Source organism: Gemmatimonadota bacterium (genome assembly GCA_016719105.1).
In the GTDB taxonomy this organism is placed as follows: Bacteria; Gemmatimonadota; Gemmatimonadetes; order Gemmatimonadales; family Gemmatimonadaceae; genus SCN-70-22.
The window spans coordinates 147,011-171,809 of sequence record JADKAQ010000014.1; the positions used below are offsets into that span (position 1 = coordinate 147,011).

Here is a 24,799-nt window from a genome sequence, read left to right on the forward strand (position 1 = left end):
GCGACGGTCGCGGTGGCGCAGCTGGCCAAGCTATGCCTCGTTACTCGCCCCGCCAGCCGCCGCGGCGCGAAGGCCCCGGCCGGCGTTGGCAACGAGCAGGAACGCCACCAGGGCAAGCCCGCCGGCCACGGCAAAGGTGACCCGCATGCCTAACGCCACCGCCGCGGGTGCCGCCGTCGCCACATCAGCCGCCCCTGATGCCCGCGCAAAGAGCGCCCCCATGACCGACGCCCCCGTGACGAGGCCGAGGTTGCGCGAAAGCGCGAGCAGGCCAGACACCACGCCGCGCTGGTCGGCCGCCGCCTCCGACATGACCGCGGCGTTGTTGGCGGTATGGAACAGGGCGTAACCCGCGGTGATGATCGCGACCGGTGCGACGTACGCCATGACGCCAAGGCGGCCGGGGACGCCGCTCACGAGCCACGCGCCTAACGTCACCGCCCCAAGGCCGGCGAGCGCCACCCGCCGCGCGCCGTACGTATCGGCAATTCGACCCGCCGGCACGCCGCTGAGCGCGGCGACGATCGGGCCCGCCGACATGGCCAACCCCACCATCACGGGCGACAACCCCAGGGCGCGCGCCAGGTAGAACGGCCCCACGACGAGCGTCGCCATCATCACGGTGGCCACCAATGCGTTGGCCACCAGGCTCGCGGACAGCACTCGATCGGTCAGCATTGACGGCCGCACCAGGGGCTGCGCCGTACGTGACTCGACGCGCGCAAAGAGCGCGGCGGCCGTGGCCGCGCCTGTCAGCAGTGCCACGTTCGTTGCCCCGAACGCCCCGCGACCAATCGTCATCCCGAGCGCGTAGGCGCCAAGCGTCACGGCGAGCAGCGCCGTTCCCGGTACGTCGAAGGTGAGGCGCTCCGAACGCGCGTCGACGCGGTCGGCCGGGAGGTACCGGTGGGAGAGCACCAGTCCGACAATGCCGAGCGGGACGTTGATGAGAAACAGTGCGTGCCACCCCGGGCCGGCGATCAGCGCCCCGCCGAGCGTGGGGCCGAGCGCCGTACCGATCGCGGACATCGTGGCCAGGATCCCCATGGCGCTCCCGGTTCTCGCAGACGGAACCGCCTCGCCCACAAAGGCCATGGTCATCGCCATCATGACCGCCGCCCCGATTCCCTGGGCCCCCCGAGCCAGGACCAAGACCGGTAGCGTGGGCGCGAGTCCGCAGAGCAGCGAGGCGATGGTGAAGAGCGTGACCCCAGCGAGCAACAATCGCCGACGCCCAACGATATCCCCCAGTCGCCCGGCACCGACCACGAGCGTGGTGACCGAGAGGAGGTAGGCGAGGACGACCCACTGGATGGCCTGAAATGGGCGTCCGAACGCATGCGCAAGCGTGGGCAACGCCACGTTGGCGACGCTCGTGCCGAGTGACGCGAGCAGCATCGACAGCGACATCGCGCCAAGCGCGCCACGGACCGCGGACGGCGCCGAGCGTCGTCGGGGGTCGGAGGTGCTGTCGCGCTCGATGACTGAAGACAAGAAGGGCTCCGTATGAAATCGGCTCCGGCAGCGGAGTCGTGAGCAGCGTAGCCGGCGGTGAGATGTGGCGGAACGCGCACGAGTCGCACGATATTCGTGCGTCCAACGCCATCTCACTCTGCCTCGAATGGCTACGCACATGGCTCATCCCGACCTCAACCTGCTGGTCACGCTCGACGTGTTGCTCGCGGAAGGGAACGTCGCGCGCGCCGCGAAGCGCCTCCGACTGAGCCCGTCCGCCATGAGCCGATCGCTCGCACGGTTGCGCGAGGCGACGGGCGACCCGCTCCTCGTGCGTGCCGGGCGCGGGCTCGTCCCCACGCCGAGGGCGATCGAGCTGCGCGAACGTGTGGGGCATCTCGTGCAGGAAGGCGAGGCGGTGCTGCGTCCGGTCGAAAGCCTCGACCTCACTCGGCTCTCGCGGACCTTCACCCTCCGTACGAGCGAGGGCTTCGTCGAGAACTTCGGTGCGCTCCTGGTCACGCGCGCCGCCGAGCAGGCTCCCGGCGTGCGGCTGCGATTCGTGCAGAAGCCGGACAAGGAGAGCACCCCGCTGCGACAGGGGGCCGTCGATCTCGAGACCGGCGTCGTGGAGCCGACGACGGGGCCCGAGCTGCGCACCCGGGTGCTGTTCGAGGATCGCCTGGTCGGCGTGGTGCGGGACCAACATCCATTGTGCAGCGGCGTGATGAGCCCCGAGCGCTTTGCGTCGGGTCGGCACATCAACGTCTCGCGGCGCGGCGACGAGCGCGGCGACATCGACGAGGCGCTCTCCACACTCGGGCTGACGCGCACGGTCGCGACGATCGTCGACGGCTTCGCGAGCGCGATCGCTCTGGCGCGCGGGTCGGAGTTGATCGCCGCGGTACCGGAGCGCCACACGGGTGTGCTGCGCATGGGGATGTACACCTTCCCGCTCCCCGTGCCGACGCCGGGGTTCGCGGTCTCGATGCTCTGGCACCCGCGACTGCATGCCGACGCGGCGCATCGGTGGCTGCGCGCCCTGGTGCTCAAGGTGTGCACCGCGGGATAGCCGGCACGACTAGTCGTCGAATGCAGAGATGGCGTCGGATGCACGTATTGCGTGCACGCGGTGCGCGTTCCGACATCTGACAAGGCGCCTTACCCTGATCCCGTCGACGCCGCGCCACCCTGGGCGAGGTCGCCCCCCTCACCCCGGATCAGGAGCACTTCGATGACCACGACGCGCCGCATGGCCGCCGCAACGATTGCCCTGCGTCTCGACGCCACGCACAACCTGGCCGGCTACGCTTCGTTAGGTAGCAAGCTCGGGATGGGGCGCGTTCGACTGCGCATCAGGGCGCGCGACTACGTCAGCGGCCTCAAGCCGCTCACCGGCACCGGGCGGACGGCGACTCGCCAGGACGTCACGATCCTCGCCGGACTTCGGCTGGCGAAGAAGCGCGCCGCCCATTGAGCCAAGGCGCGCTTTCACGACGCCCCACTTCCCGTGATACTGCACATCGTGTCCGCCTTCCTGTTTTCGATCGTTGGCGCGCTGCAGTTCTCCCCCGCGTTCCGCCGTCGGCGGCGCAGGTTGCATCGGGCGACTGGATGGCTCCTGGCGCCGTGCGGCCTCGTCGTCGCCCTCACCGGGCTGTGGATGGCGCACTTCTACCCGTGGCCCGCGGGTGATGGAATGATCGTGTACGTGGAACGCCTGGTGTTCGGCTCGGCGATGCTGGCCTGCATCGTGTGGTCACTAGTGGCCGTCGGGCGGCGCGACTTCGCAGCGCACGGCGCGTGGATGACGCGAGGCTACGCCATCGGGCTCGGAGCCTGGACGCAGTCGTTTACCCATCTGCCGTGGTTCGTGCTGAGCGACGCCGCCCCGGGCGAACTGGCGCGAGGGATCATGATGGGGGCGGGGTGGGTCATCAACGTGGGGGCGGCGGAGTGGTTCATTCGCCGCCGCATCTCTGGACCCGCCACGAAACGCATTCCCCACTCGGGCGTAATACCGACATGACGTCCCCCTCTCCCGAGTTCCTCGACCTCCAGGCCGCCCTCGCCGGCGAGTACTCCCTCCAGCGCGAGCTCGGCCGCGGAGGCATGGGGATCGTCTACCTGGCGCGCGACGTCCAGCTCGATCGCGACGTCGCCATCAAGGTGCTCCCCTCACACCTGGCGCAGACGGCCGAGTCGCGGGAGCGGTTCCTGCGCGAAGCCCGAACCGCCGCCGGGCTCTCGCACCCGCATATCGTCCCCATCCACCGCGTGGGCGAAGCCGGTGGCTTCGTCTTCTTCGTCATGAGCTACGTGGAGGGCGAGACGCTGGGCGAACGCCTGCGATCCAGGGGACCGCTCGCGCCCGCCGACGCCGCACGCGTGATGCGCGAGGTGGCGTGGGCGCTCGCCTACGCACACGGGCGCGGCATCGTCCATCGCGACGTGAAGCCCGACAACATCCTGCTCGAAGCGGCGACCGGTCGCGCCATGGTCACCGACTTCGGCATCGCCAGCGGCGGCGGCACGACGGGACCCGCGACCGACCCGGGGAAGCTCATGGGGACCGCGCATTTCATGAGCCCCGAGCAGGGCGCGGGCGAAGTCGTCGATGGTCGCAGCGACCTGTACGCGCTTGGCGTGGTGGGCTACCTGTCGGTGAGCGGTCGATTGCCGTTCGAGGCGGCGAACCTGCCGGCCGTGTTGGTCCGTCAGGCGACCGAACGGGCGCCAGCCATTCTTCGCGCCGCCCCCGGCCTGCCGCCGGCGCTCGCCGCCGCGATCGATCGCTGCCTCGCCCGCCAACCGGCCGAGCGCTTCGCCGACGGTGAGGCGCTGGCGGCCGCCCTCGCTCCGGCCCCCGACAATCGCCCCGTCCTGCCAACCACCCTGCGCGCCTGGCTCGACGCACGCAATCCGCTCCTGGTGCCGTACATGGGATGGTCGGGCGTGTTCGGCACGCTCACCCTCGCCAACCTCATCGCGTGGGTGACCGGCAACCGCCCCGACGGGCCAGCCGACATCGTCCTGCTGGCGGGAATCGCCTCGCTCCCCCTGTTTCCGATCGTTGGGTTTCACCTCAACGAAGCGTATCGACGGTTCAAGGGCGGGCATTCGCTGGCCGATCTTCGCGCGGCGCTCGAGGTGGACCGACGCGAGCGCGCGGAGCGCGAGGCGCTCACGCGCGGCGACGACGAAACGTTCGCGCACCGGGTGCTGCGACTCAGCACGGTGGGTTCGGCCACGTGGCTCGCCGTCACCATCGGCTTGATGATCCAGGGGACGATTCGCGAGAACCGGGTCGGCATGCTGTGGGTGCTTGGACCCGTCGGCACCACGATGCTGCTGGGCGCCGTGAGCAATGCGCTGGGGGTGCAGTTCATCCCCGACTCGTTGCGCGCGATGTGGCAGACGGGGATCCGCGATCGCCTGTGGAACAGCCGTGCGGGACAATGGCTCGCCAGGCGACTCGGCGCACCGGAGCAGTCACGCGCCGTAGGCGGAGGTGTGTTTCGCGCCACCGAAGCCGCGCTCGGCGTGGCGGCATCCGAACTGTTCGCCGCACTCCCCAAGGCGTACCGCGAGCAGCTCGGCGACTTGCCGGCGTTGGTCGAATCGCTGGAGGCGCGGGCCGCTGAAGCGCGCGCAGAGATCGACGTGGTCGCCGCGCTCGTCCCCGCGGCGTCGAACGACGCCGAGCTGCTTACCGCGCGACGCCACGCGGCCGTCACGCGGCTGGCCCAGAGTGTTGCGGCGCTCGAGGGGATTCGACTGGACCTGTTGCGTTTGCACGCGGGGGCCAGCGACCTTGCGCCGCTCACCACGCTGATGGACGCCGCTCGTCAGGCAGGCGACGACGTGCGTCGCCTGGCCGACGCCCAGCGCGAGGTGAACGACGCGACCGTTCCGCGTCGGCTCGGCGCGGGGCGCATTCCCACCCCGGTCTAGCGCGCACTCCGTTCGCCGGTCAAAGCAACGAAGGGGTCGTGCGACCGTCGCGTCGCCGCGAGCGAGTGGGGGCGCTTGCCCTTCCCCCGTGGAGCCCCCCAGCTTCACCAGGACCAACGACCTGAACGCGACCGCCATGCTCACCCCGCCGCTCACCGACGTCGAAGTTCGCCTCCTCGGCTCGCTCATCGAGAAGGAGGTGACGACTCCCGACAACTATCCGCTGTCGCTGGGCGCCCTCGGCGCCGCCTGCAACCAGTCGTCCAACCGCGACCCGGTGATGCAGCTCGACGAGGAGACGCTCGCGCCGGCCATCGTGGCGCTTCGCCGACGCTCGCTGCTGCGCGCCATTCAGCCCGCAGGATCGCGCGTGACCAAGTACATGCACCTGCTGGGCGAAACGCTGTCGCTGGACGCGCGGGAGCTGGCGGTGTTGTGCGTGCTCATGCTGCGCGGCCAGCAGACACCGGGCGAGCTGCACGCGCGCACCGCGCGGCTTGCCGAGTTCGGGGGGACTCGCCGACGTCGAGGCGACGCTGGAGTCGCTCATCACCCGCGAACCGGAGCCGCTGGTGGCCCGAATGCCGCGGCGGCCGGGACAGAAGGAGCTGCGCTACGCCCACCTGTTGAGCGGCACCCCTGCAGCTGGCGACTGGGGGCCCGGCGACGACGGTGACGTCGCGATGCCCGCGGGCGCCGGAGCGGCACGCACGTCCGCCAGCGACGAACGCGTCACGGCCCTGGAGCAATCAGTCGCCGAACTGCGTGTGGAGCTGGCCGCACTGCGCACGATCTTCGACGAGTTCCGCGCGCAATTCCAGTAGGAGGCGTTTCCGAAGCCCTTGCCGCCGGCCACAGGCGGCAAGGCCTCGGGGCGTTCCCCTCGAGCAGCTCGTTAGGCGTGCATGCCTGCCCCGGCCGCGCGCAACCGCACGCGCGTCCCCCACGGGTCCTGCGTCGTCGCCATGCCGTCCCCTTCGCCCGCCCATTCCACGGGATACCCCGCGTCGGACAGGCTCTGGCTCACCGCCGCGACGTCCGTCGCACGCGGGAGTTCGATCGTCCACTCGAGCAATCGCGCATCGGTGTCGGCCGGGGGGCGCGCGCCCGCGCCCGCCCAGGTGTTGGTCCCGAGATGGTGGTGATAGCCATCGGCGCCGAGGAAGAGCGCCCCGGGGTAGCGCCACGTCATGCGGTCGAATCCCAGCGCCTCGGAGTAGAAGGCCTGTGCCTGCTCGATGCTGCCGACGTGTAGGTGTACGTGGCCGATCACCGTCCCGGCGGGCATCCCGCTCCACGCCTCCTCACCAGCCTCGGCGACGAGTCCGCGGACGTCGACCGGATCGGTGGCGAGCATCAGTTCGCGCCCCAGCCGGTGCCACGTCTCGCGGGGGCGATCGGCGTAGACCTCGATGCCGAGACCGTCGGGATCGGTGAGGTAGAACGCCTCGCTCACCAAGTGGTCGCCGGCCCCGGCAGGCGTGCGGGACTCGGACAAGTGCCTAACGAAACGCCCCAGTGATGCGCGGTCGGGGAGCAGGATCGCGACGTGATAGAGGCCAAGGAGCCCACGCCCGGCCGGGCGCACTCCGCGCCGCTCGACTAGCTCCACGAGCACGCGATCGTCGGCGTGCGCCGCGAGTGTCGCCTGCCCGGCGTCGCGAGCCACCTCTCGAAAGCCGAGCGTCTCGACGTAGAACGGCAACGAGCGAGCGAGGTCAGCGACCTGAAGTCGCACGGGACCTAGCCGCGTCCCTGCGGGGAGGCGATACCCGTTTGGCGCCTGACCGTAACTGCCCGGGAGAGCTGGCTGCGCCCCGTTGGATTCGCCGTAGCGATCCTGTGTCGTCACCGTCATGACAAGACTCCGGAAATCACCGACGCGCTCGGCGCGCCAGCGTGGTCGATCGTGAGGTCGCGGCAGCTCGCGATTGGGACAGGCCGTGGGGAGACGTGGAGCGCCTTCTGGCCGCCTCAGGTGCAAGGAGCCGAGTCCGCCGCTTGTCCAGAATGCGAACGGTGACGACGGTCGGCCAGTGCCGGAGGCTTGCGAACTCGCTCGCTCGCGCGAGGCGATGCCGGCCCCAGGGCTGAAGGCGGGAGTCGCGACGAAATCGGCTCATCTGCCGCGAGATCGGCAGGAAGCGAGGGTGGCGGTGCCGCTCCCCTCCTGCCTCCCCTCGACCGAGGCGAAAATCGGAGGGCGAATGCTTGCCGGACAGCGTGACGGCACGGGGCCGCGCCTTGTCGATCGTGTTCGTCGCCTCCTCGAGGTCCTCCCGAGGAAGCACGACCATCATCGAATCCGCGGGGGCGGCGGGCATCTCTCCCCATGCGGGGATGACGACGAGTCGTGCCGGGGAGGGGTGACTGACGGGGCCGCTCCGCGTCCGCTTCAGCTAGCCGCCCCGGCTCGCCTTCCACGCCGCCAGCACCTCGCGCTCGCGCTCGAGCGTGATCCCCGCCCGCAGCTTCTCCTGCTGATCCGCCGGGCGCGAGTGATACCACGCCATCCCGTCGCGCACTGTCTCCGCCAGCGGGCGGAAGGTGAGCCCGGCAGCGATCGCGCGGTCGATCTTGCTCGTGCAGTACGCGAGCGTGCTCGCCCCGGGATACGACCAGACCGGCATCTCGGCCCACGACCGCACCTTCTGCTCGGTGAGGAATGGCTGCGGGACCCACGTGAAGCGCGCGTCGTTGGCGAAGCACCCCTTGATCCCCCACAGCATGCCACCGATGCCGATCGGAGTCGCGGGCCCCACGGCGTTGAAGACGCCCATGGTGCGCTGCTCGGCCAGGCGAATCATCCACTGCGACAGGTCACGCACGTCGATCCACTGCACGGGGTCGTCGAAACCTCCCGGCGCCAGGATCTCGCCCCCCTTCTCGATGCGCCACGGCCAGTAGGTGAAGCGATCGGTCAGGTCGCCGGGGCCGACGATGAGCCCCGGGCGCACGACGGTGCTCTTCCCGGGAAAAGCCTCCTGCACCAACTGTTCGCAGCGGGCCTTGCGAGAGCCGTATCCTGCCTGGTCGGCCTCGGGGCCCGTGATCGGCGCGAGGTCGAGCAACGGCGAGTTCTCGTCAGGCATCACGCGGTCGCTGTTGGCATAGACGCCGGTGCTCGAGACATAGATGAACTGCCCCACCTTCCCCTTGAGCACCGCGGCCGCATCCACGATCCACTGCGGCTTGCCGGTGGGGTTGTCGATCACCACATCCCAGCTGCGCCCCTTGAGTGCATCCAGTCCACCGGGGGCGTTGCGGTCGCCCACCAGCTTCTCGACGTTCGGGAAGAGCGAGGGGTTGGTGCGCCCGCGATTGAACAGGGTGACCGTGTGGCCACGTGCGATCGCGTAGGACACCTGCTCGGGGCCGATGTAGCCGGTTCCTCCGAGAATGAGGATGCGGAGCGGCGCCGGCGCGGGAGGCACGGGCTCGCGCGTCGCACGAGGATCGACGATGGCCGCGAAGGCGCGATCGGCGCGCGTGCCGAGCGCACCGATGCCGAGCGCGCCGCCCGCGAGGGCCGATGACTTGAGGAAGGTGCGTCGATCGAGCGACATCGCCGTGGGGATGATGGGGGAGGAGGCGACGACTGGGGAGCGCGATAGTGTACCGCCGTGCGCGCCGGAGCGCCTCTCCCCACGTGTGTCCCGCGCGCCCGGGACGCAAGGCGTCGCACGGCATGACGAAGCGACGCTCACCCCACGCTACGGCCTTCCCCGGACCTCGAAATCGCCGGCGCGAGCGCCAGGTACCAACTGCCACCCCTCAGCCAGTTCCAGCACCCACCCCTTCCCTCGCACCGTGCGCCCGTCGATCGCCGGGGGACCAGCGATCCGAAGCAGGGCGAAGTCCGACGAGAGCAGCGCGCCGTCGCTCCCCTCGGACACGACCAGCTTGCCCCACGCCGCCCCGAACTCCCCGGTGGGATAGGCCATCCCCAGCGAATCCATGGCGATGAGCGTGTTGGGATCGAACGACCGCATCACCCCGCGTTGCGTGAGTCGCACCACGGGGCCCTCGACGAGCGTGGTGCGCACGGCGGCGAGCTGCGCGTTGCGGCGCGCCTCACGATCTGCCTCCGCCGCGTCGATCGCGGGGTAGCCGTACGGCTGGGCGAGCGCAACGAGCGCGGACTCCGTGGTGTCGCGCGACGGCGTGCCGAGTGCCGCCGTCAGCAGCCCTGCGAGCGAGCGCACGCGGGCGATCCGGGTGCGCCACCCCGGAGCGAATTGATCGAGCAGCAGGCCGTACGCGGGGCCGGTGGCGTAGGCAAACGAGCGCACGTACGACGGGCGACGCATCACCCCGTCCATCGTGCGCACGGTGCGCAACGGGCCGAGCGTGGAGCGAGCGGAGGCGACGACCTGACCGGCGTGCTCGGCGAGTCCTTCCTGCAGTTCCAGCGAGTCCTCGCGCGCGCGGGCGTCGGGGAAACAATCGCTGCCGGTGTGCACGAAAGGCGAGGGCGGCGCGCGCGTGCGCGCGTTGCGCCTCGCCGCGCGTGGTGAGCGCGTAGGCCAGCGCCTGCACCTCGAGCCGCAACCAGGTGCGCCCAGCGCGCTCGTCGAGGTGAACGCTCGGCTGCTCCCTGATCCACAGGCCTAACGATTTCTGGATGCGATGGAAGGACTCGTGGGCCAGCAGCGTCGTACGATCGAAGTCGTCGGACGAGAGTGGGAGCATGACCATGGCCAGCGCCTCGCCATGCCACTGGAACGCGGTGTTCGCCACCATGACCGAGTCGGGGAGCCGACCGACCCAGAGCGATCCGGCGGCCGAGAGCCCCGCATCAGGCAGTCGGCGGTTGGTGACGACGACGCGCGACGATGGATCGACGAGGACGATGCCACCGCAGAGACGCGTCCCCCACAGCGAGGCTGCGGTTTCGCGACAGCGTGACTGGAACGCCGCGAGCGCGGCGCCAACGCCGGCGGTGTCGGCCCGTTGCGCCCCGAGCGAGGTGGCGACGCTCGCGCAGGCCGCCAGGAGAGAGAGGCCGTGCCGCAGGCGCAGCGGCGTGGTGAGCCAGGTCATGCGCCGAAAGTACGCGTCCAGCGCCAGGCGGCGAGGGCGACGTGACGAACCGTTCGACGGCGTCTACTTCGCCACCACCGTCAGATTGAAGGTGGCCGTTCGGCTCGGCGCGTCACTCCCGGTGGCATTCACCGTGACCTCCTTCACCCCCGTGGTCGCCGAGGCGCCGGCGGTGATGGTGATGCTGAGCTGGTCGGTCGAGGTGGAGCTGACCCCTGGCGCCGTCACCCCGGCGGGGAGCCCGGAGAAGGTGACGAAGACAGGTCCGGGATAGGCCGTGCGGATGATCGTGATGGGGAGGGTCGTGGTCGCCCCCTGGATCACGCTGGCGGCGGTGGGCACGCCGATCTCGAACTTGGGCGTCACCGGGAAGATCGGGCCGGTCGACGCCTGGCCGCCGCTGTCGGAGTTGCAGGCCGCCACGACGACCGCCATGGCGAAGAGTCCCCGGGTTCCCCACGGGCGGGTCACGGCGCGATGCATCGGATAGTCGTTAGGCGAAAGGGCGACGGCACTCCCGCAATCTCGCCTGGTCGCACCACGTGGTCCAGTTCCCGCGGCCACGGTTCCCCCCCCCGTCGGCACCGGCGCGTGCGCGTCGGTCAGCTGCGGCAGGCGCGCACAACGGCGTCGGCGCGGTCGCCCGGGCCGCGGTCGAGCGGTGAATCGAGGTTGAATGCCAGGTGCGCCGCCTCGTGCTCCATCGACCAGACGAGGTCGTCGAAGGTCCGGCGCCCCACGTTCAGCGAGTCGATCTCGCGAGCGAGGAAGATGTCGCCGTTGGGATGGGCTTCCCCCGAGGCGAGCTGCACGCCAACACGCCACATATAGGGACGAATCGTGATCTGCCCGCTCCGGTAGGCGCGCTCGAGCACCGCGCCGTAGGCTGCGCAATCGCCGCCCTTCGCCTTGAGCGCCGTGAGGCGCCGCTCGAGCACCACGATCTCAACGGGCCGGAACGACGACGAGGCGGCGCAGCCCGTGCAGGTCGCCTCGCTCGCGCTGCTCGGCCCACCCGCCGGCGTCGACGCGGAGGCGAGCGCCACCGCGGGCGCATGATCGGCGACGAGCGGAGCGGGCGAGGGGGCGCGGTACGCGGTACTGCGTCCGCAGGCGACCACTCCAACCATCAGGACGATCCGTGCAAGGCCTCGCGTCATGCCTACTCTCTCATGCCCGTGGCGGCGGGACGATTCCCGTCGCCAATCTCGCACGATTTCCCTTCGGGGCAAGCACACCCCGTCCGAACGGGGGGGCTAGGGGACGATCGGCTTGAACTGCCCGAGCTGCGGCTCGACGACCTTCTTGTCGCCGACGATGGCCACCGACACCCGGGCGGGGTCGAGGTGCTTCTGCGCCGTGCCGCGCACATCCTCCGGGGTGACGGCCAGGACCTTCTTCACGTAGGTCCCGAGGTAGTCGTCGCCCAGGCCATGCAGGTCGGCGAATTGCAGCTGGCCGATGAGGCCGGAGCGCGAGCTGTTCTGGATGGTGAAGACGCCGGCCATGTTGTTCTTGATCCCGTCGAGCTCCTTGGCGGGGGGCGCCTCGGTGCGCAGGCGCTCCATCTCCTTAAAGATCTCGGTGAGCGAGTTGCCGGTGTCCTTGGTGGTGACGTCGGCGACCTCCACCCAGAGCGACGATCCCTTGCGCGTCCAGAGGAAGGAGAAGGGCGAGTAGGTGTAGCCCTTGTCCTCGCGGATGTTGCTGGTGATGCGCGAGCCGAAGGCCCCGCCTAACAAGGCGTCGGTCACCTGCATGGCCGTCCAGTCGCTCGACGTGGGGTTGGCCACCGGCAACCCCATCCACATCGAGCTCTGCACCGCCCCGGGGCGATCGATGAGCTCGAGCTGTCGCCTGGCGACCGGCACGGGCGGGTTCTCGGTGGGAGGCGCGCCCGCCGTCCAACTGCCGAAGGCATCGCGCACCGCCTTCTCGACCGCGGCGGCGTTGAAGACCCCGCTCACGTACAGATGCGCGCGCTTTGCCCCGATCTGCTTCGCGTGGAACTCCCGCACGCGCGCGACCGTGAAGCCGCGCAGCATCTCCTCCGTGGGAAAGACGCGGGCAAACGGGTGGTTGCCGTAGGCGATCTCGCGAAAGCGCTTCTGTGCGAGCGTCCCGGGTTGTGCCAGCGACATGGCGTTGTCGCGTGCATGCTTGTCGAGCGTGCGCGCGAGATCGGCCGCGTCCAGGCGCGGGTTGCGCACGACATCGGCGACCAGCGCCACGAAGCCTGGCACGAAGTCGCTGAGCACCTCGCCCCCGAGCGTCATCGCCTCGGCGCCGCCGGTGGCGCGAAGCGAGCCCCCCATGTCGGCGGCCTCGCGCGAGATGTCCTGCGGGGTGCGCGTGGTGGTCCCCTCGAGGAGCATGTCGGTCGTCACCTGCGAGAGCGACACATCCTGCGGCCCCTCGTCGATGATCCCGGTGCGCACGGTGAGTTCCACCGCTGCCTTGGGGACGCGCCCGTACGGGACGAGCGTCACGCGCATCCCGTTGGGGAGGTCGAAGCTGCGGCGGGGCGGTACGCGGAAGTCCTTCGGCGTTCCAGGGGCCGGCGGCGCCTGGCGCGCGGGCTTGGTGGCCACGGTCGGCGCCTGGGCATGGACGGCGGACCAGGCGGTCGCGGGGAGAAACGCGACGGCGAACGCGAAACGACGTCCCGTCAGCTGCATCGTCGGCATGGTCAGTTCTCCTGGGCGCTGGCGGTCGGGGCATCCTTGGCCCCCGGCTTCACCGTGTACACCGTGCGGTTCTCCTTGCGGAGGTACTCCTGCGCCGTCTTGCGAAGCTGCTCGGGGGTCACCTTGGCGAACTCCGCCTCGAGTCGGTTGAAGCGCGCCGGATCGGAATCGAAGAGCGCGAACGACGCCAACAGGTCGAGCTTGCCGAGCCCCGCGAACTCGTCCACGACGCCGTACAGCGAGGACCGCATCTTGGTGCGCGCGCGCGCCAGCGTCGCCGAGTCGACGGGGGTGGTGCGCAGCGCCTCGACCTCGCCGTCGATGACGCGGAGCAGCGAGTCGGCGGTGACGCCCTTGTCGTGATAGATGGCGAGCATCCAGAGCATCGGCCCTTCGTAGTTGAACATGTTGCCGAGCCCGAAGTTGATCCCGGCGTTCACGTCGCTGGTGAGGCCGGCGCGCTGGACGAGCGCGTCGTAGAGGCGCGAGTCGCGCCCCTGGGCGAGGATCTGGTCGATGAGGCCGAAGGCGAACCAGTCGGCGGTCCATCGCTCGGGGACGTGATACGCAACGCCTAACGCGGGGCGGTTGGCGAGGGCGTCGGTGCGCGAGGCGCGGCGCTCCTTCTCTTGCCGCGGCTCGGCAATGTCGGGGCGCTCGGGCTGCGGGACCGCCGGGATGTCGGCGAAGTACTGCGTCACCCATGCGGTCGCCTGCGCCGGCTCGAAGTCGCCGACCACGACCACCACCGCATTGTTCGGCGCGTAATACGTCTTGAAGAAGGCCGAGGCGTCCTCGAGCGTGGCCGCGTCGAGTTCCTTGAGCTCACCGTAGAAGTTGTGCGCGTTGTACCAGTTCGTATGGGCGGCCATGGGGAGGTCGATCCAGGGGAACGACCCGTACGGCTGGTTGAGCACGTTCACGCGCACCTCGTTCTTCACCACGTCCTTCTGGTTCTGCAGGCTGGTCCCATCGATGGCCAACCCCTTCATGCGGTCGGCCTCGGCCCAGAGGATCGTCTCCAGCGTGTGCGACGGGACGATCTGGAAGTAGTTGGTGAAGTCGAAGCGCGTGGAGCCGTTGAGGATCCCGCCGTTGGACTCGATGAGCTTGATGAATTCGAGCTTCCCGAGGTTCGCCGACCCCTGGAACATCAGGTGTTCGAACAGGTGGGCGAAGCCCGTGCGGTTGCGCGGCTCGTTGCGGAAGCCCACGTGGTAGTAGACGCCGACCCCCACGGTGGGTGAGGTGGTGTCTCGCGAAAAGACGACCTTGAGCCCGTTGGCGAGGGTGTCGTAGACGACTGGGACGGTGAGTGCCGAGCCGGCGCCGCTGTCGGTGCCTGCGTCGGCGGGGGGCGACTCGCGCGAACAGGCCGCCAGGAGCGGCAGCAGCAACGTCCACAGGGGAGCGAACGCGCGGAACTTTCGTCGGGAATGCATGCGATGGTCCGTCGTGAATTGTCGTGATGCGCCAACTCGTCCCGGCGCGCCCCGGTTGTCAAGAGCGACGTGACGGTCCGTTCTGCTGGCGACGCCAACGTCGTCTTGTTTTCCCGGGGGCGCCGTCGCCATCCTCCCCCGCTGACCGCATCTCACCGGAAGCGGCCCCCCTCCCCCGGATCGACATCTCATGGGAAAGAACCGCCTCGAAGCGTTCAGCGACGGCGTCCTCGCCATCATCATCACCATCATGGTGCTCGAACTCAAGGTCCCGCACGGCGATGGACTCGAGGCGTTGAAGCCGCTCCTCCCGGTCTTCCTGAGTTATGTGCTGAGCTTCGTGTACGTGGGGATCTACTGGAACAACCACCATCACCTGCTCCACACCGTGCGCCACGTGACGGCGCCGATCCTCTGGGCCAACCTGCACCTGCTCTTCTGGCTGTCGTTGATCCCCTTCGCCACCGGCTGGATGGGGGAGAACCGCTTCACCGCGCTGACGGCGGCCGTGTACGGCATCGTGATGTTCATGGCGGCGATCGCCTACACGATCCTCTCGAAGGCGATCATTGCGGCCGACGGTCCCAACTCCGTCCTGCAGCAGGCCGTCGGCGGCGACGTCCAGGGGAAGGTCTCGCTCGCCGCGTACGCGACGGCGATCGCCGTGGCGTACTGGGTTTCGTGGCTGTCGATGGCGCTCTACGTGGCGGTGGCCCTGATCTGGTTCATCCCGGACCGCCGCATCGAACGGGCGCTTCGGTCGGAGCGGTGAGGGAGCCACGAGCGAGGGCCGGCTCGTGCCGGCCCCCGCGTCATCGTTAGGTATCGCCGACTCGGCGATGGCGGTAGTGGCCGCGGTCAGCGCACCACCGGGAGGATGAGACGCGACGCCGCCGCCCCGGAGTGGTGCACCGCATTCCGGGCGACCCGCCACGTCGTCTCGTCGTAGTTGCGCCCGCCCGTGTTCAGGTTGCGGTCGAATCGCGGGAAGTTGGAGCTCGACACCTGGACGCGCAGTCGATGCCCGGGGGCCAGGTACCACGACGTCGCGTGCAAGTCGACCGGCACCTCGTACACCTTCCCCGCCTCCATCATCCGCGCCTTGTCGAAGCCGTCGCGGTAACGCACGCGCGTGATCCCCTCCTGGATGTTCATCGACTTTCCGTCGGGATGGACGTCCAGCAGCTTCACGGTCAGGTCGGTATCGGGGGCGTCGCTGCTGAGGTGCACGTAGGCGCGGATGGGCCCCGACAGCTCCAACCCGTCACGCAACACCTCGCCGGTGTAGACCAGCACGTCAGGGCGCAGCTCGATGTCGGCGTTGTCGAACGATCCGGGCTGGTCCTTGGGATTCCCCGTACAGCAGATCGAACCGCCGCGCGCCGGGACCGGCCGGTCGGGATCGTAGGTGAAGGTGTCGACGCGTGCGCGCGTCGGGGCGCGACTCGTCAGGCGACCATTGCCATTGCGCGTGTTGGCGCCACCATCGCTGTCCAGGTAGATCGCGGTCTCGCGCATCCTGGCCGCGGGCCAGCGGTCGGACGCCTGCCACGCGTTGCGGCCGATCGTGTAGTACTGGACCTTGGGGAGCCCGTCGAGCGCACGTGCGTTCCCCCGGAGCCAGCGGTCGTACCAGGCGAGGTAGGTCTCCCAGTAGCGCAGCCGCGCGTCGCCCACGTTGAGGTCGCCCACCATCGTCTGTGCGCTCGCCGCCTCGGAGGCGCAGTGCACCGTCGGGGAGACGATGGCGTACTGTCCGTCGCGTGCACGGTCGTTGATGGCGTTGGCCTGAAAGATCCTCGCCGACTCCAGTGCCTCGGCGGCGAGGTCGAACCAGGAGGTGACGTGCAACGTGGCCACGCCCACGCTGTCGTCGGCGGTCAGGTAGCCTTGCCTGTCCCACCAGGGGTCGTCCGGCGAGCGCTCGAGGAAATTGCGCCAATCCCAGGACGGCGAACCCGCGCGATCGGGCATGTCGATCACCGGCAGGGTACGGAAATACGACGCCAGGTCGACGCTCGGCATCGGCTTGGCCCCCTTCTCGGTGGAGGCGAAGACCGGCATCCACCCGAAGTTGATCGAGATGGAGAAGGCGCCCCCCTCGACCGATCCCCAGAACTCCCGGCGCCGCCCCACGCGCCCGAGGTTGCCGCCCGCCGCCTGCGCAATGGCCGCGACATGCCGCGGGTGGCGCGTCTGCGCGGCGAGGATCTGCCCTTCGCCGAGGTAGGAGCAGCCATACGTCCCGACCTTTCCGGTGGACCATGACTGCGCCCCGATCCAGTCGAACATGTCGGGCCAGTCGGTCATGTCCCCTTCGTACACGCGAAAGGTCCCTTCCGAGGCGAACTTGCCGCGCACGTCCTGCACCACGACCGCGTAGCCGTGCGAGGCGAAGAAGTCGGCCGGGACCGTGGCGGCGCGATACGCTGCCTTGTTGTAGGGGAGGCGGATGAGGATCGTCGGCAGCGCACCCGTCATCCCCTTGGGGCGATAGAGGTCGGTCGCCAGGCGCACGCCGTCGCGCATGGGGATCATGAGGTCGCGCTGGACCTCCACCTCGTACGCGCCCTTGGGGCGGGGATACGGCGCGCCGGGGGCGGGGGGGGATCCCTGCGCCCACGCCGTGGGAGCCGCGGCGAGGAGCTTCCATGCCAGCACACATCCGACCGCCAGCTGCATTCTGCGTTGCATCATGTCGTCCACGAAGGGAGGGGAGATACGCTCGCTCGATCGCTTCACCAGCACGTCCGGGTCATCCCGCCAACCTCCCGGTCGGGGGCGCGTCACATTCGCTTCCGGCGCGCCGTGTCCATCTCGCCGTGTGTGCACGCGAGCCGACCTTCCCCTCGCATCGCCACCCGCAGGAGCAACGCGATGATGGACGGGAAGGCGTGCCCCTCAGGGAGCGAAAAAAAGAAGGGCGGAACCTAACGCTTCGGCTTGGGCCGCGCGAAGCTCACCCCACGGGGAAGCGCGGGCTCCACGGGGGCGTTCAGGCTCACCACGTCGCCATCGCGATCCGCGGCAAAGGTGACCTTCCAGCGGAACCCGGCCAGCAGCGGGTTCCCCGGCGGCGGAACGAGGCGGAAGGTGTCGAAGTGGTAGTGCTCCATGGGGAAGGAGAGTCCCATGAACGCGAGTTGCAGCCGGTCGCCTTCCCTGGCGATTGTCACGGGGCCGTATCCCGGGTGGGTATACGTCCCCACGTACTCGTCCAACGGATGGCTCGGCTGCGTTCCCGCGCGCCGTAGCGCGTCCTCCTTGGCCTGCGCTTCCCTGGCTCGCGCCTGCGTCGCCGCCTGCCGCTCCTTGAAGCGCTTGCTCCAGTCGATCGGCGTGAGGCCGAGCAGGCGGTCGTAGACCAGGTACGGAATGAAGTCGCGCACCTGCGTCCCATTCAGGTTCGTCAGCACGACGACGCCGATGGAATCGCTTGGCAGGAAGTTGAGCTCTGCCGAGAAGCCGTCGATGTTCCCGCCGTGGTGCACGAGGCGGTGTCCGCGGTAGTTGTTGAGGAAGAGCCCCATCCCGTAACTCTCGTCGCCCAGTTCATTCCACTCGCCGGTGGGGGGGACCGGGGGGCGCGGCATGAACATCTGCGGCGACTGCATCTCGCGCGCATCCTTGGCGGCGATGACTTCTGTCCCGTTGTAGGTTCCCCCCTGCATGTGCATGGTGAGGTACTTGGCCATCTCCTCCACGCTGGCGTTGATCGAACCGGCCGGCCCGACAGCATCGAGATTCCGGTAGGGGACCTTCACCACCGAGTCGTTGTCGGTCTGGCCGGAGAGGGCGTAGCCGAAGGCATAGTCTGCCGAGCGTTGGAGGTCGGCGACCGACAGGTCGGCGGTCGACATGCCAAGCGGCGTGAAGATCCGGTCCTTCACCACCTGCTCCCACGTCGTCCCGTTCAGCTTCCCCGAGAGGTAGCCGGCGGTCATGAACATGAGATTCTGGTACTGCCAGTAGCTGCGGAACGGGCGCGTCGGCTCGAGGTAGCGCATGCGCTGGTACAACTCCTCGCGCGTGAACACGCCCCGGCCCCAGAGCAGGTCGTGCCGCGGAAGCCCGGAGCGATGGCTCACGAGGTCGCGGGGCGTCATCCCCTCCGTAGCAACGGCATCGTACAGGCGGAAATCGGGGAGGTACTCGCGTACCGGCTTGTCCCAGTCGAGCGCCCCCTGCTTCACCTGCGTGGCAAGCCCGGTGACGACAAACGACTTGGTGACGGAGCCGATGGCGAACTTTGTCGTGGCCGTCACCGGCGCCTTGGCGGCGACGTCCTTGTAGCCGTAACCCTTGGCGAGGATGACCTTCCCCTTGTGGACGACGGCGATGCCGACGCCGGGGACCCGCCAGGCCTTGAGGACCGAGTCGATCTGGGCGTCGAATCGGGCGTCGAGGGCGGGAGGCGCAGCGGGGCGGCGCTGGGCAAGGGCCGGGGTGGCCACCGGCACAGCGGCCAGCAGGGCGAGGATCGCGTGACGGACTGGGCGCATGGACACCGGGAGAGCGATTGGGGAACAGGACGAGAGGCGACGTTGCAGCTCACGGAGCGCATTGCCGTCAACGGCAGCGGGCGGGCGGTGTGGAGCCATGGCGTCCGCAATCGCCCGGGCGCTGACGCCCACTACGGTACCACCGATCGGCCCCTGCCACCACGGCGCGCGCGCGATTCCCGACCGCGGTGCCTCGGACATCACGTCAGGGGCGGCGAGTGCGACGGCGGCCAGCCCGGCGAGCGTGACGAACCCCGGCTCGCGCCCCCGCGAACACGGGCGTCACGCCACGCGCACTGGTACGACAACCGGTGTCGCCTGATGCCCCGTGAGGGCAAGGAATCGGTCCACGCCGTCGCGGTTGATCACCAGCGTCGCCGTGTTCACCATCGGATGGCAGCGCCACGCATCGCGTTCCCACACGTCGCGATCCACGAGGAGCACCACGTCGTGCGTGGGGTCGTTCGCCAGCCCAAAGAGCGACACCGCCCCCGGCGTCAGGCCCAGGAACTTGAGCAGCCGTTCCGGGGAACCGAGGCTCAGGTTGTCGGCCCCGATGCGCGGCGCCAACGCCTTGAGGTCGACCGCCTTCTCACACGACGTCACGAGCAGCCAGTGACGACGTCCCTTGCCATCGCGCAGGAAGAGATTCTTGGTCTGCACACCCACCAACTCGGCGGGGACCAGGCGATCGGCCTCGTCGCAGGTGAAGACGGCGGGGTGATCGCCTCGCGTGAAGGCGATGGCGTTCGCCCACAGCAGTTCGCAGAGCGTCGCGTCGGTGTATGGGGTCTCGATCGGCATGCCGAAAGTTATGGCCTTTGCCGGTGGTGGTGAGGCCTCCCGTCGCGCGCGGCGTGGGTGCGAGAGCCGAAAGCGGGGTCAGGAGATAGTCGGGGCAACCGACGGCGTCTCGCTATCGACTCACGCGTCGTCGTGCGGTGCCCCTGAATACCACGACCCTCCCACCGCGGCAGCAGCGCCGAGCAGGGCCAGGAGCGCCAAGGTGAAGACCCAGAGGACATGCACGTAGTAGTACGGTGGCTGGTGCATGCGAGGGAGCAGCGAACCCAGCGCGGGCCACAGGAGCAGCGCGAAACACCAGAAGAGCCGGCGCGCCAGCACGGGCGCGCGCCCCCACGTGAGGGTGAGCCAGACGGCGACGGCTTCGCCCGCCATCAGGCACGAGCAGGCGACCACCGCGAGGAGCGGATAGGTGAACGGCGGCGCGTTGCGACGGGTGAACTGATAGTACAGCGACGGGTCGGCGCTGCGGATCGCGGCGAGCGCGATGAAGACCGCCAGGAGCAACACGAGCCCGAGCCCCACGTCGCGCGCCAGGTGCGATGACGCGTCAGGCGCTCGGTCGCTCGCCTGTCCGCGTTCGCCGGGTGCGACGTTCACGACACCTTGAGCTGCCACGACACGCCGAAACAGTCGATGACCCAACCGAACCTCCTGCTGACCCCCGAGTGGTCGAGCGGCATGGAGACGGTGCCGCCGGTGGCGAGCGCGGCGAAGGCGCCCTGCAGGTCGACGTCGCCCTCACCTTCGACAAAGATCGACGTCGACGGCGTGAAGCTGAAGGCGTGCGCGGCCCGCGCGCTCCGACAACCGCCATCGCGAGCGCCCGCCGCCGCTCGCCGTGCGTACCCTCGCGCCACCGATTGGCGGGGATAGCTTTGTCGCCGGTCGACCCACCCGAGCTCGTCCGGCCGCTCGCCAACCTTCGTCTCGTGGACCGCCGCATGCAATCCTCCCTGCGTCTCTTCGCGGCGCTCACACTCGCCGCTTGCGCCTCCGCTCCGTCACCACGGGCGGCCGAGTCGTGGACGGAGGCCGAGCAGGCGCGCTACCTGGGACCGCTGCAGGCGAATGTTCGCTCGACTGCCGGGAGCGCCACCGGGACGCGAGGCGCGGTGACGGTCGCCTACAACGCATACGCCGCTCGCGCCGGGCTCGACGTCCTCCAGCGCGGGGGGAACGCCATGGACGCGGCGCTCACCACCGCCATCACGCAGGTGGCCACGACTGCCGGCGCCCCGGTGAGCTACTTCGGGATCATGTCGCTGGTCTACTACGACGCCAAGTCGGGGCGCATCGCGACGATGTGGGCGGGGTGGCGGACGCTGCGCGGGGAGACCAGTCCGCTCACCATCCCCGGTGCCGTCACCCTCAACAGCGACGGCGAGGCGTTAGGCACCGTTCCCCATGGGCGCACGGCGCTCGTCGGTGGCTTCATGAAGGGGGTCGAGTCGGCACACCGCCGCTTCGGGCGCCTCCCGTTTCGCACGCTGTTCGCCCCCGCCATCCGTGTGGCCGACCAGGGGATGCCGGTGCACGCCACGCTCGCGCACCAGTTCGAGCTGCGCGCGAAGGACCTCGCGCGCCTCCCCGCCACGCGCGCGGCCCTGCTCAAGCCTGACGGGTCGCCGTGGCAGGTCGGGGACACGCTTCGCCAGCCGGCGCTGGCCGCCACGCTGCGGCGCATTGCTGCTGACGGAGCCGACTACATGTACAAGGGCCCGTGGGGCGCGCGCCTCGTCGCCGCGGTGCAGGCCGACGGCGGCGTGATGACGATGGACGACCTGGCGTTGTACGACGTCATCTGGAGCGATCCCACCCGTGCGACGGTGGGAGACATCGAGATCGCCGTCCCCGGCGCACCGAACGCCGGCGGCCTGGCGCTCATCGAGGCGCAGCAGATGGGGGTCGCGGCCGGCATCACGCGACTCGGGCACTGGTCACGAAACGCGGAGTCGCTCCGACGTGCCGCGCTGGCCACACAGGGATACGTCCTCGACTATTTGCCGCCCGACGCGCGCGCCCAACTCTTCCCCGGCATCGACTTCAGCGACCGCGCGCGCCTCACAGGCGAACATGGCCAGGCGCTCTGGACCGCCCTCGAAGCCGGCAAGCTCCCGATCTCGTTGGCGAAGCAGCCCCCCAGGCACTCCGACGACGTCGTCGTCATCGATGGCGAGGGGAACATGGCCGCCATCACGCACAGCATCAATTGTGTGTACTGGGGGAAGACGGCGATCAACGTCGACGGCATCTCGATCGGCGACCCCGCGTCGTTCCAGCAGGCGGCGGTGGCGCGCGCCGGGGCGGGCCAGCCGCTCCCCGACCCCACGGAGACCGGGCTGGTGCTCAAGAACGGCACCCCCATCCTCGCCTTCGCCTCGATGGGATCGGGGTTGCACCAGCGCACCTTCCAGGGGCTGCTCAACGTCTTCGGCTTCGGGATGTCGGTGGACGAGGCGATCGACGCCGCGGACTTCTTCCTCCCGGCCTACAGCGCGAAAGACAGTGGCTACGTCCTCCCCGTCATCGCCGGGCGCTTCCCCAAAGACGTGCTCGACGGAGCGGGGGTGCGCTATCGCGAGATCACGCTCGATCGCGCACGGCTGGGCGGCGAGGGGGTGTGGGTGGCGATCAGTCGCGATCCGAAGACCGGCCTCCTGCGCGCCGGTTCGCACAACCGCAACAACAGCGCGGCACTCGCGTGGTAGGGTGAGGGCTGGGGGGAGCGGAAGCGAATCGACGGGTGCGTGCGAGCGGTCAGCGCGGGACGCGGTAGCTTGCGCGGCCGGCCCTTTCGAGCGGGTGCTACAATTCGAGGTGAAGCGGCGTCATCCCGTGAGGGGGCTCGCCGAGCCCGGCGCGCGTGACCCACGGCCCAGGATTGGAGGAACGATGTCGAGACGAATCGCGAGCGTGGTCGCCTGCATGGCGCTCGTCACGGGGGCGCTCGCGTGTGGCCGGCAGGGCGTGGCGCCGATCGCGCCGGACGACGAATTCACGCTGCAGCAGGCCGCCGATTCGATTCCGCTGTCCTACCGACGGGACGTGCGGGTGGGCGACGTGTGGATGACGTTCAGCAGCGTCCCGACCGACTCGCGCTGTGCCAAGGGGGTGCAGTGTGTCTGGGCCGGCGATGCCGTCGCCGAGATCGCGGTGCATCCGGGGTGCTACAAGGACGGCTGCAAGGCGCCCTCGCAGCTGCTCTCGCTGCACACCAACCTCGAGCCCAAGAGCGGCACCGCGTGGGGGCATCGTATCACGCTCCTCGCGCTGCAGCCCCACCCCGTGTACGGCACCGTGACCGATTCCTCACGCTACGTCGCCTGGATCCGCGTGAATCCGTAGGCTCCGGCGTGCGGCGGGGCCGCGACGCGTGATGGTGCGGGTCGGCGGTCAGCTGCAGCGGCCCGTGTGAGTGCCAGTTCCCATACACGCACCCCTGCACCGACGCGAAACGGGCGGCCCCCAGACTTCTGGAGGCCGCCCGTTCAGCGGACGGGAGATGCGACGTCGCACCTCCCGTCTGCCGTCTCGCCGTTCAGTATCCGGAGTTCTGCACGATCCGCGGTGCGACGTCGATCTCGTTCTGCGGAATCGGGAAGAGGGTGCGGAAGGCCGGGATGTTCAGGAGCGTTACTGCCCGCTGGGTGCGGACGAGGTCCGGCCAGCGATCGCCCTCGAAGGCCAGTTCGCGACGGCGCTCGGCGCGCACGGCGTCGCGGACCTGCGTCGCCGTGGTGACTTCCACGCCTAACGTATGCGGCGCCACGCCCGCCCGTTCGCGGAGCAGGTTGTACGTTTCCACTGCACCGGCCAGGTCGCCCTGGTTGACCTGCGCCTCGGCCTTGTTGAGGAGCACTTCACCCAACCGGATGATGTGCAGGTCCTCGGCCCCTTCGGTCGAGCGCCACTTGGCGCCGAAGCGGCGGTTGCGGCTGTCGCGCTGGATGGACCACGCGAGCCGTTCGTCCCCGGACTCGAACGAAGCCGCCAGGGCGGCCGTCGGCGCGATCTCGTACCGGCCGCCTAACGCCTTGGACAGGTAGTAGTACCCCGTCAGGTTGTACTCCGTGGCCGTGAACGACGTGCGCCAGATGTCCTCGGGCGTGTCGTTCCCCGACGCGGCGAAGAGCGACGAGAACGTCGGCGCCAGCTCGACCCCTTCGTCGAGCACCCGGTTGGCGGCCGTGATCACCGACGCATTGCTCCCCTGGTACAGGAGGACGCGTGTCTTGAGCGCCTCGGCCGCCAGCCACGACCCTTCGCGCGTGCGATAGTCGGTGCTGATGAGCTGCTGCGCCTGGTTGATGTCCGTCAGGATCTGCGTATACACCTGCGCGACCGTTGCGCGCTCGGTTCCGGTCAGCTCGTCGAGCGAGGAGGGCGGCGCCAGACGAATCGGGACCGGTCCCCAGAGCTTTACGAGGTTGTGGTAGTGCAGCGCGCGCAGGAGGTGCGCCTGCCCCACGATGTCCTTCCGCTCGTCTTCGCTGAGCGTCGTGACGTTGGGCACCTTGGCGATGAGCGTGTTGGTGCGCCCGATGCCGGCGTAGATCGCATCCCACATCCCTTCCAGCGTGCTGTTGTCGGCCGACGTGACATGCTGGTCGATGTCGGCATACGTGGTGAACGTCCCCACGTGCGCGACGTCGTCCGAGGCCAGGTCGGAGAGGAAGAGGAAGTCCCCACCGTAGTAGCTGCCGCTCTGCAGGGCATCGTAGGCGCCGGCCAGCGCCGCGCGCGCGCTGGCGGCGTCGATGATGGCCTGCGACTCCTCGACTTCGGTGGTCGGCTCGACCGTGAGGGTCTTGTCGCAACCGACGGCCGCCCCCGCGAGGAGCGCGACCATCAGCGGGCGCATGACGTGGCGTCGCATGATTCGCATGGTGTTGGGTGTCTGCATGGTCAT

At 69.5% G+C, this 24,799-nt stretch carries 21 protein-coding genes and 1 pseudogene; 8 read left to right on the forward strand and 14 right to left on the reverse strand.

The window, feature by feature from the left end; translation table 11 throughout:
• Positions 1–30: 30 nt before the first annotated feature.
• Positions 31–1,410, reverse strand: a complete 1,380-nt coding sequence (locus IPN47_15285) for an MFS transporter (GenBank protein ID MBK9409378.1) — start codon at positions 1,408–1,410, stop codon at positions 31–33.
• Between the two features lie 223 nt (positions 1,411–1,633).
• Here IPN47_15285 and IPN47_15290 point away from each other — a divergent pair, with 223 nt between their 5' ends.
• The 5 genes and pseudogenes from IPN47_15290 to IPN47_15310 all read left to right on the forward strand — a co-directional run bounded on the left by IPN47_15290 (position 1,634) and on the right by IPN47_15310 (position 6,233).
• Positions 1,634–2,527 (forward strand): LysR family transcriptional regulator, encoded by an 894-nt coding sequence (locus tag IPN47_15290; protein MBK9409379.1) that lies wholly within the window; start codon positions 1,634–1,636, stop codon positions 2,525–2,527.
• 162 nt (positions 2,528–2,689) lie between these two features.
• Positions 2,690–2,932: a hypothetical protein gene (locus IPN47_15295; protein MBK9409380.1), complete on the forward strand. Its 243-nt coding sequence runs from the start codon at positions 2,690–2,692 to the stop codon at positions 2,930–2,932.
• A gap of 33 nt (positions 2,933–2,965) precedes the next feature.
• Entirely contained in the window at positions 2,966–3,484 is a 519-nt protein-coding gene (locus IPN47_15300) for a DUF2306 domain-containing protein (protein ID MBK9409381.1), read from the forward strand.
• Positions 3,481–5,409 (forward strand): serine/threonine protein kinase, encoded by a 1,929-nt coding sequence (locus tag IPN47_15305; GenBank protein MBK9409382.1) that lies wholly within the window; start codon positions 3,481–3,483, stop codon positions 5,407–5,409. Before IPN47_15300 ends, IPN47_15305 begins: the two co-directional genes overlap by 4 nt.
• 136 nt (positions 5,410–5,545) lie before the next feature.
• Positions 5,546–6,233, forward strand: a pseudogene (locus IPN47_15310) (YceH family protein).
• Positions 6,234–6,304: 71 nt separating this feature from the next.
• Here the strand turns inward: IPN47_15310 and IPN47_15315 are convergent.
• The 7 genes from IPN47_15315 to IPN47_15345 form a co-directional block, all read right to left on the reverse strand.
• The gene (locus IPN47_15315; GenBank protein ID MBK9409383.1) at positions 6,305–7,267 is read right to left on the reverse strand and encodes a VOC family protein; all 963 of its coding nucleotides are present in this window, start codon (positions 7,265–7,267) and stop codon (positions 6,305–6,307) included.
• 541 nt (positions 7,268–7,808) lie between these two features.
• Positions 7,809–8,975: an NAD-dependent epimerase/dehydratase family protein gene (locus IPN47_15320; protein ID MBK9409384.1), complete on the reverse strand. Its 1,167-nt coding sequence runs from the start codon at positions 8,973–8,975 to the stop codon at positions 7,809–7,811.
• A 147-nt stretch (positions 8,976–9,122) separates the two neighbouring features.
• Positions 9,123–9,872 (reverse strand): hypothetical protein, encoded by a 750-nt coding sequence (locus IPN47_15325; protein MBK9409385.1) that lies wholly within the window; start codon positions 9,870–9,872, stop codon positions 9,123–9,125.
• A 643-nt stretch (positions 9,873–10,515) separates the two neighbouring features.
• Entirely contained in the window at positions 10,516–10,935 is a 420-nt protein-coding gene (locus IPN47_15330) for a hypothetical protein (GenBank protein ID MBK9409386.1), read from the reverse strand.
• Positions 10,936–11,054: 119 nt separating this feature from the next.
• Positions 11,055–11,612 carry a hypothetical protein gene (locus IPN47_15335; protein ID MBK9409387.1) on the reverse strand — a complete coding sequence of 186 codons (558 nt, stop codon included), beginning with the start codon at positions 11,610–11,612 and terminating at the stop codon, positions 11,055–11,057.
• A 96-nt stretch (positions 11,613–11,708) separates the two neighbouring features.
• On the reverse strand, positions 11,709–13,139 hold the full coding sequence (locus IPN47_15340) for an insulinase family protein (GenBank protein ID MBK9409388.1): 1,431 nt from the start codon (positions 13,137–13,139) through the stop codon (positions 11,709–11,711).
• 2 nt (positions 13,140–13,141) lie between these two features.
• Positions 13,142–14,581: an insulinase family protein gene (locus IPN47_15345; GenBank protein MBK9409389.1), complete on the reverse strand. Its 1,440-nt coding sequence runs from the start codon at positions 14,579–14,581 to the stop codon at positions 13,142–13,144.
• Positions 14,582–14,771: 190 nt separating this feature from the next.
• Between IPN47_15345 and IPN47_15350 the strand changes: the two genes are divergently transcribed.
• On the forward strand, positions 14,772–15,353 hold the full coding sequence (locus IPN47_15350; protein ID MBK9409390.1) for a DUF1211 domain-containing protein: 582 nt from the start codon (positions 14,772–14,774) through the stop codon (positions 15,351–15,353).
• 86 nt (positions 15,354–15,439) lie between these two features.
• Here IPN47_15350 and IPN47_15355 read toward each other — a convergent pair whose 3' ends face one another.
• The 5 genes from IPN47_15355 to IPN47_15375 form a co-directional block, all read right to left on the reverse strand.
• A complete protein-coding gene (locus IPN47_15355) occupies positions 15,440–17,278 on the reverse strand; it encodes a CocE/NonD family hydrolase (protein MBK9409391.1) in 1,839 nt (612 codons plus the stop codon).
• 233 nt (positions 17,279–17,511) lie between these two features.
• Positions 17,512–19,083, reverse strand: coding sequence for a serine hydrolase (locus IPN47_15360; protein ID MBK9409392.1), 1,572 nt, complete (start codon positions 19,081–19,083; stop codon positions 17,512–17,514).
• Between the two features lie 282 nt (positions 19,084–19,365).
• The gene (locus IPN47_15365; GenBank protein ID MBK9409393.1) at positions 19,366–19,887 is read right to left on the reverse strand and encodes a prolyl-tRNA synthetase associated domain-containing protein; all 522 of its coding nucleotides are present in this window, start codon (positions 19,885–19,887) and stop codon (positions 19,366–19,368) included.
• A 120-nt stretch (positions 19,888–20,007) separates the two neighbouring features.
• The gene (locus IPN47_15370) at positions 20,008–20,487 is read right to left on the reverse strand and encodes a hypothetical protein (protein MBK9409394.1); all 480 of its coding nucleotides are present in this window, start codon (positions 20,485–20,487) and stop codon (positions 20,008–20,010) included.
• Positions 20,484–20,837 (reverse strand): VOC family protein, encoded by a 354-nt coding sequence (locus IPN47_15375; GenBank protein MBK9409395.1) that lies wholly within the window; start codon positions 20,835–20,837, stop codon positions 20,484–20,486. The genes IPN47_15370 and IPN47_15375 overlap by 4 nt, the downstream gene beginning before the upstream one ends.
• Here IPN47_15375 and IPN47_15380 point away from each other — a divergent pair.
• Positions 20,832–22,598: a gamma-glutamyltransferase gene (locus IPN47_15380; protein MBK9409396.1), complete on the forward strand. Its 1,767-nt coding sequence runs from the start codon at positions 20,832–20,834 to the stop codon at positions 22,596–22,598. The two genes, IPN47_15375 and IPN47_15380, sit on opposite strands and share 6 nt — an antisense overlap.
• A 184-nt stretch (positions 22,599–22,782) precedes the next feature.
• Complete coding sequence (locus tag IPN47_15385; GenBank protein MBK9409397.1) at positions 22,783–23,235, forward strand: hypothetical protein; 453 nt, start codon at positions 22,783–22,785, stop codon at positions 23,233–23,235.
• Between the two features lie 193 nt (positions 23,236–23,428).
• On the opposite strand, the gene IPN47_15390 is transcribed toward IPN47_15385, so the two are convergent.
• Positions 23,429–24,799 (reverse strand): RagB/SusD family nutrient uptake outer membrane protein, encoded by a 1,371-nt coding sequence (locus tag IPN47_15390; GenBank protein ID MBK9409398.1) that lies wholly within the window; start codon positions 24,797–24,799, stop codon positions 23,429–23,431.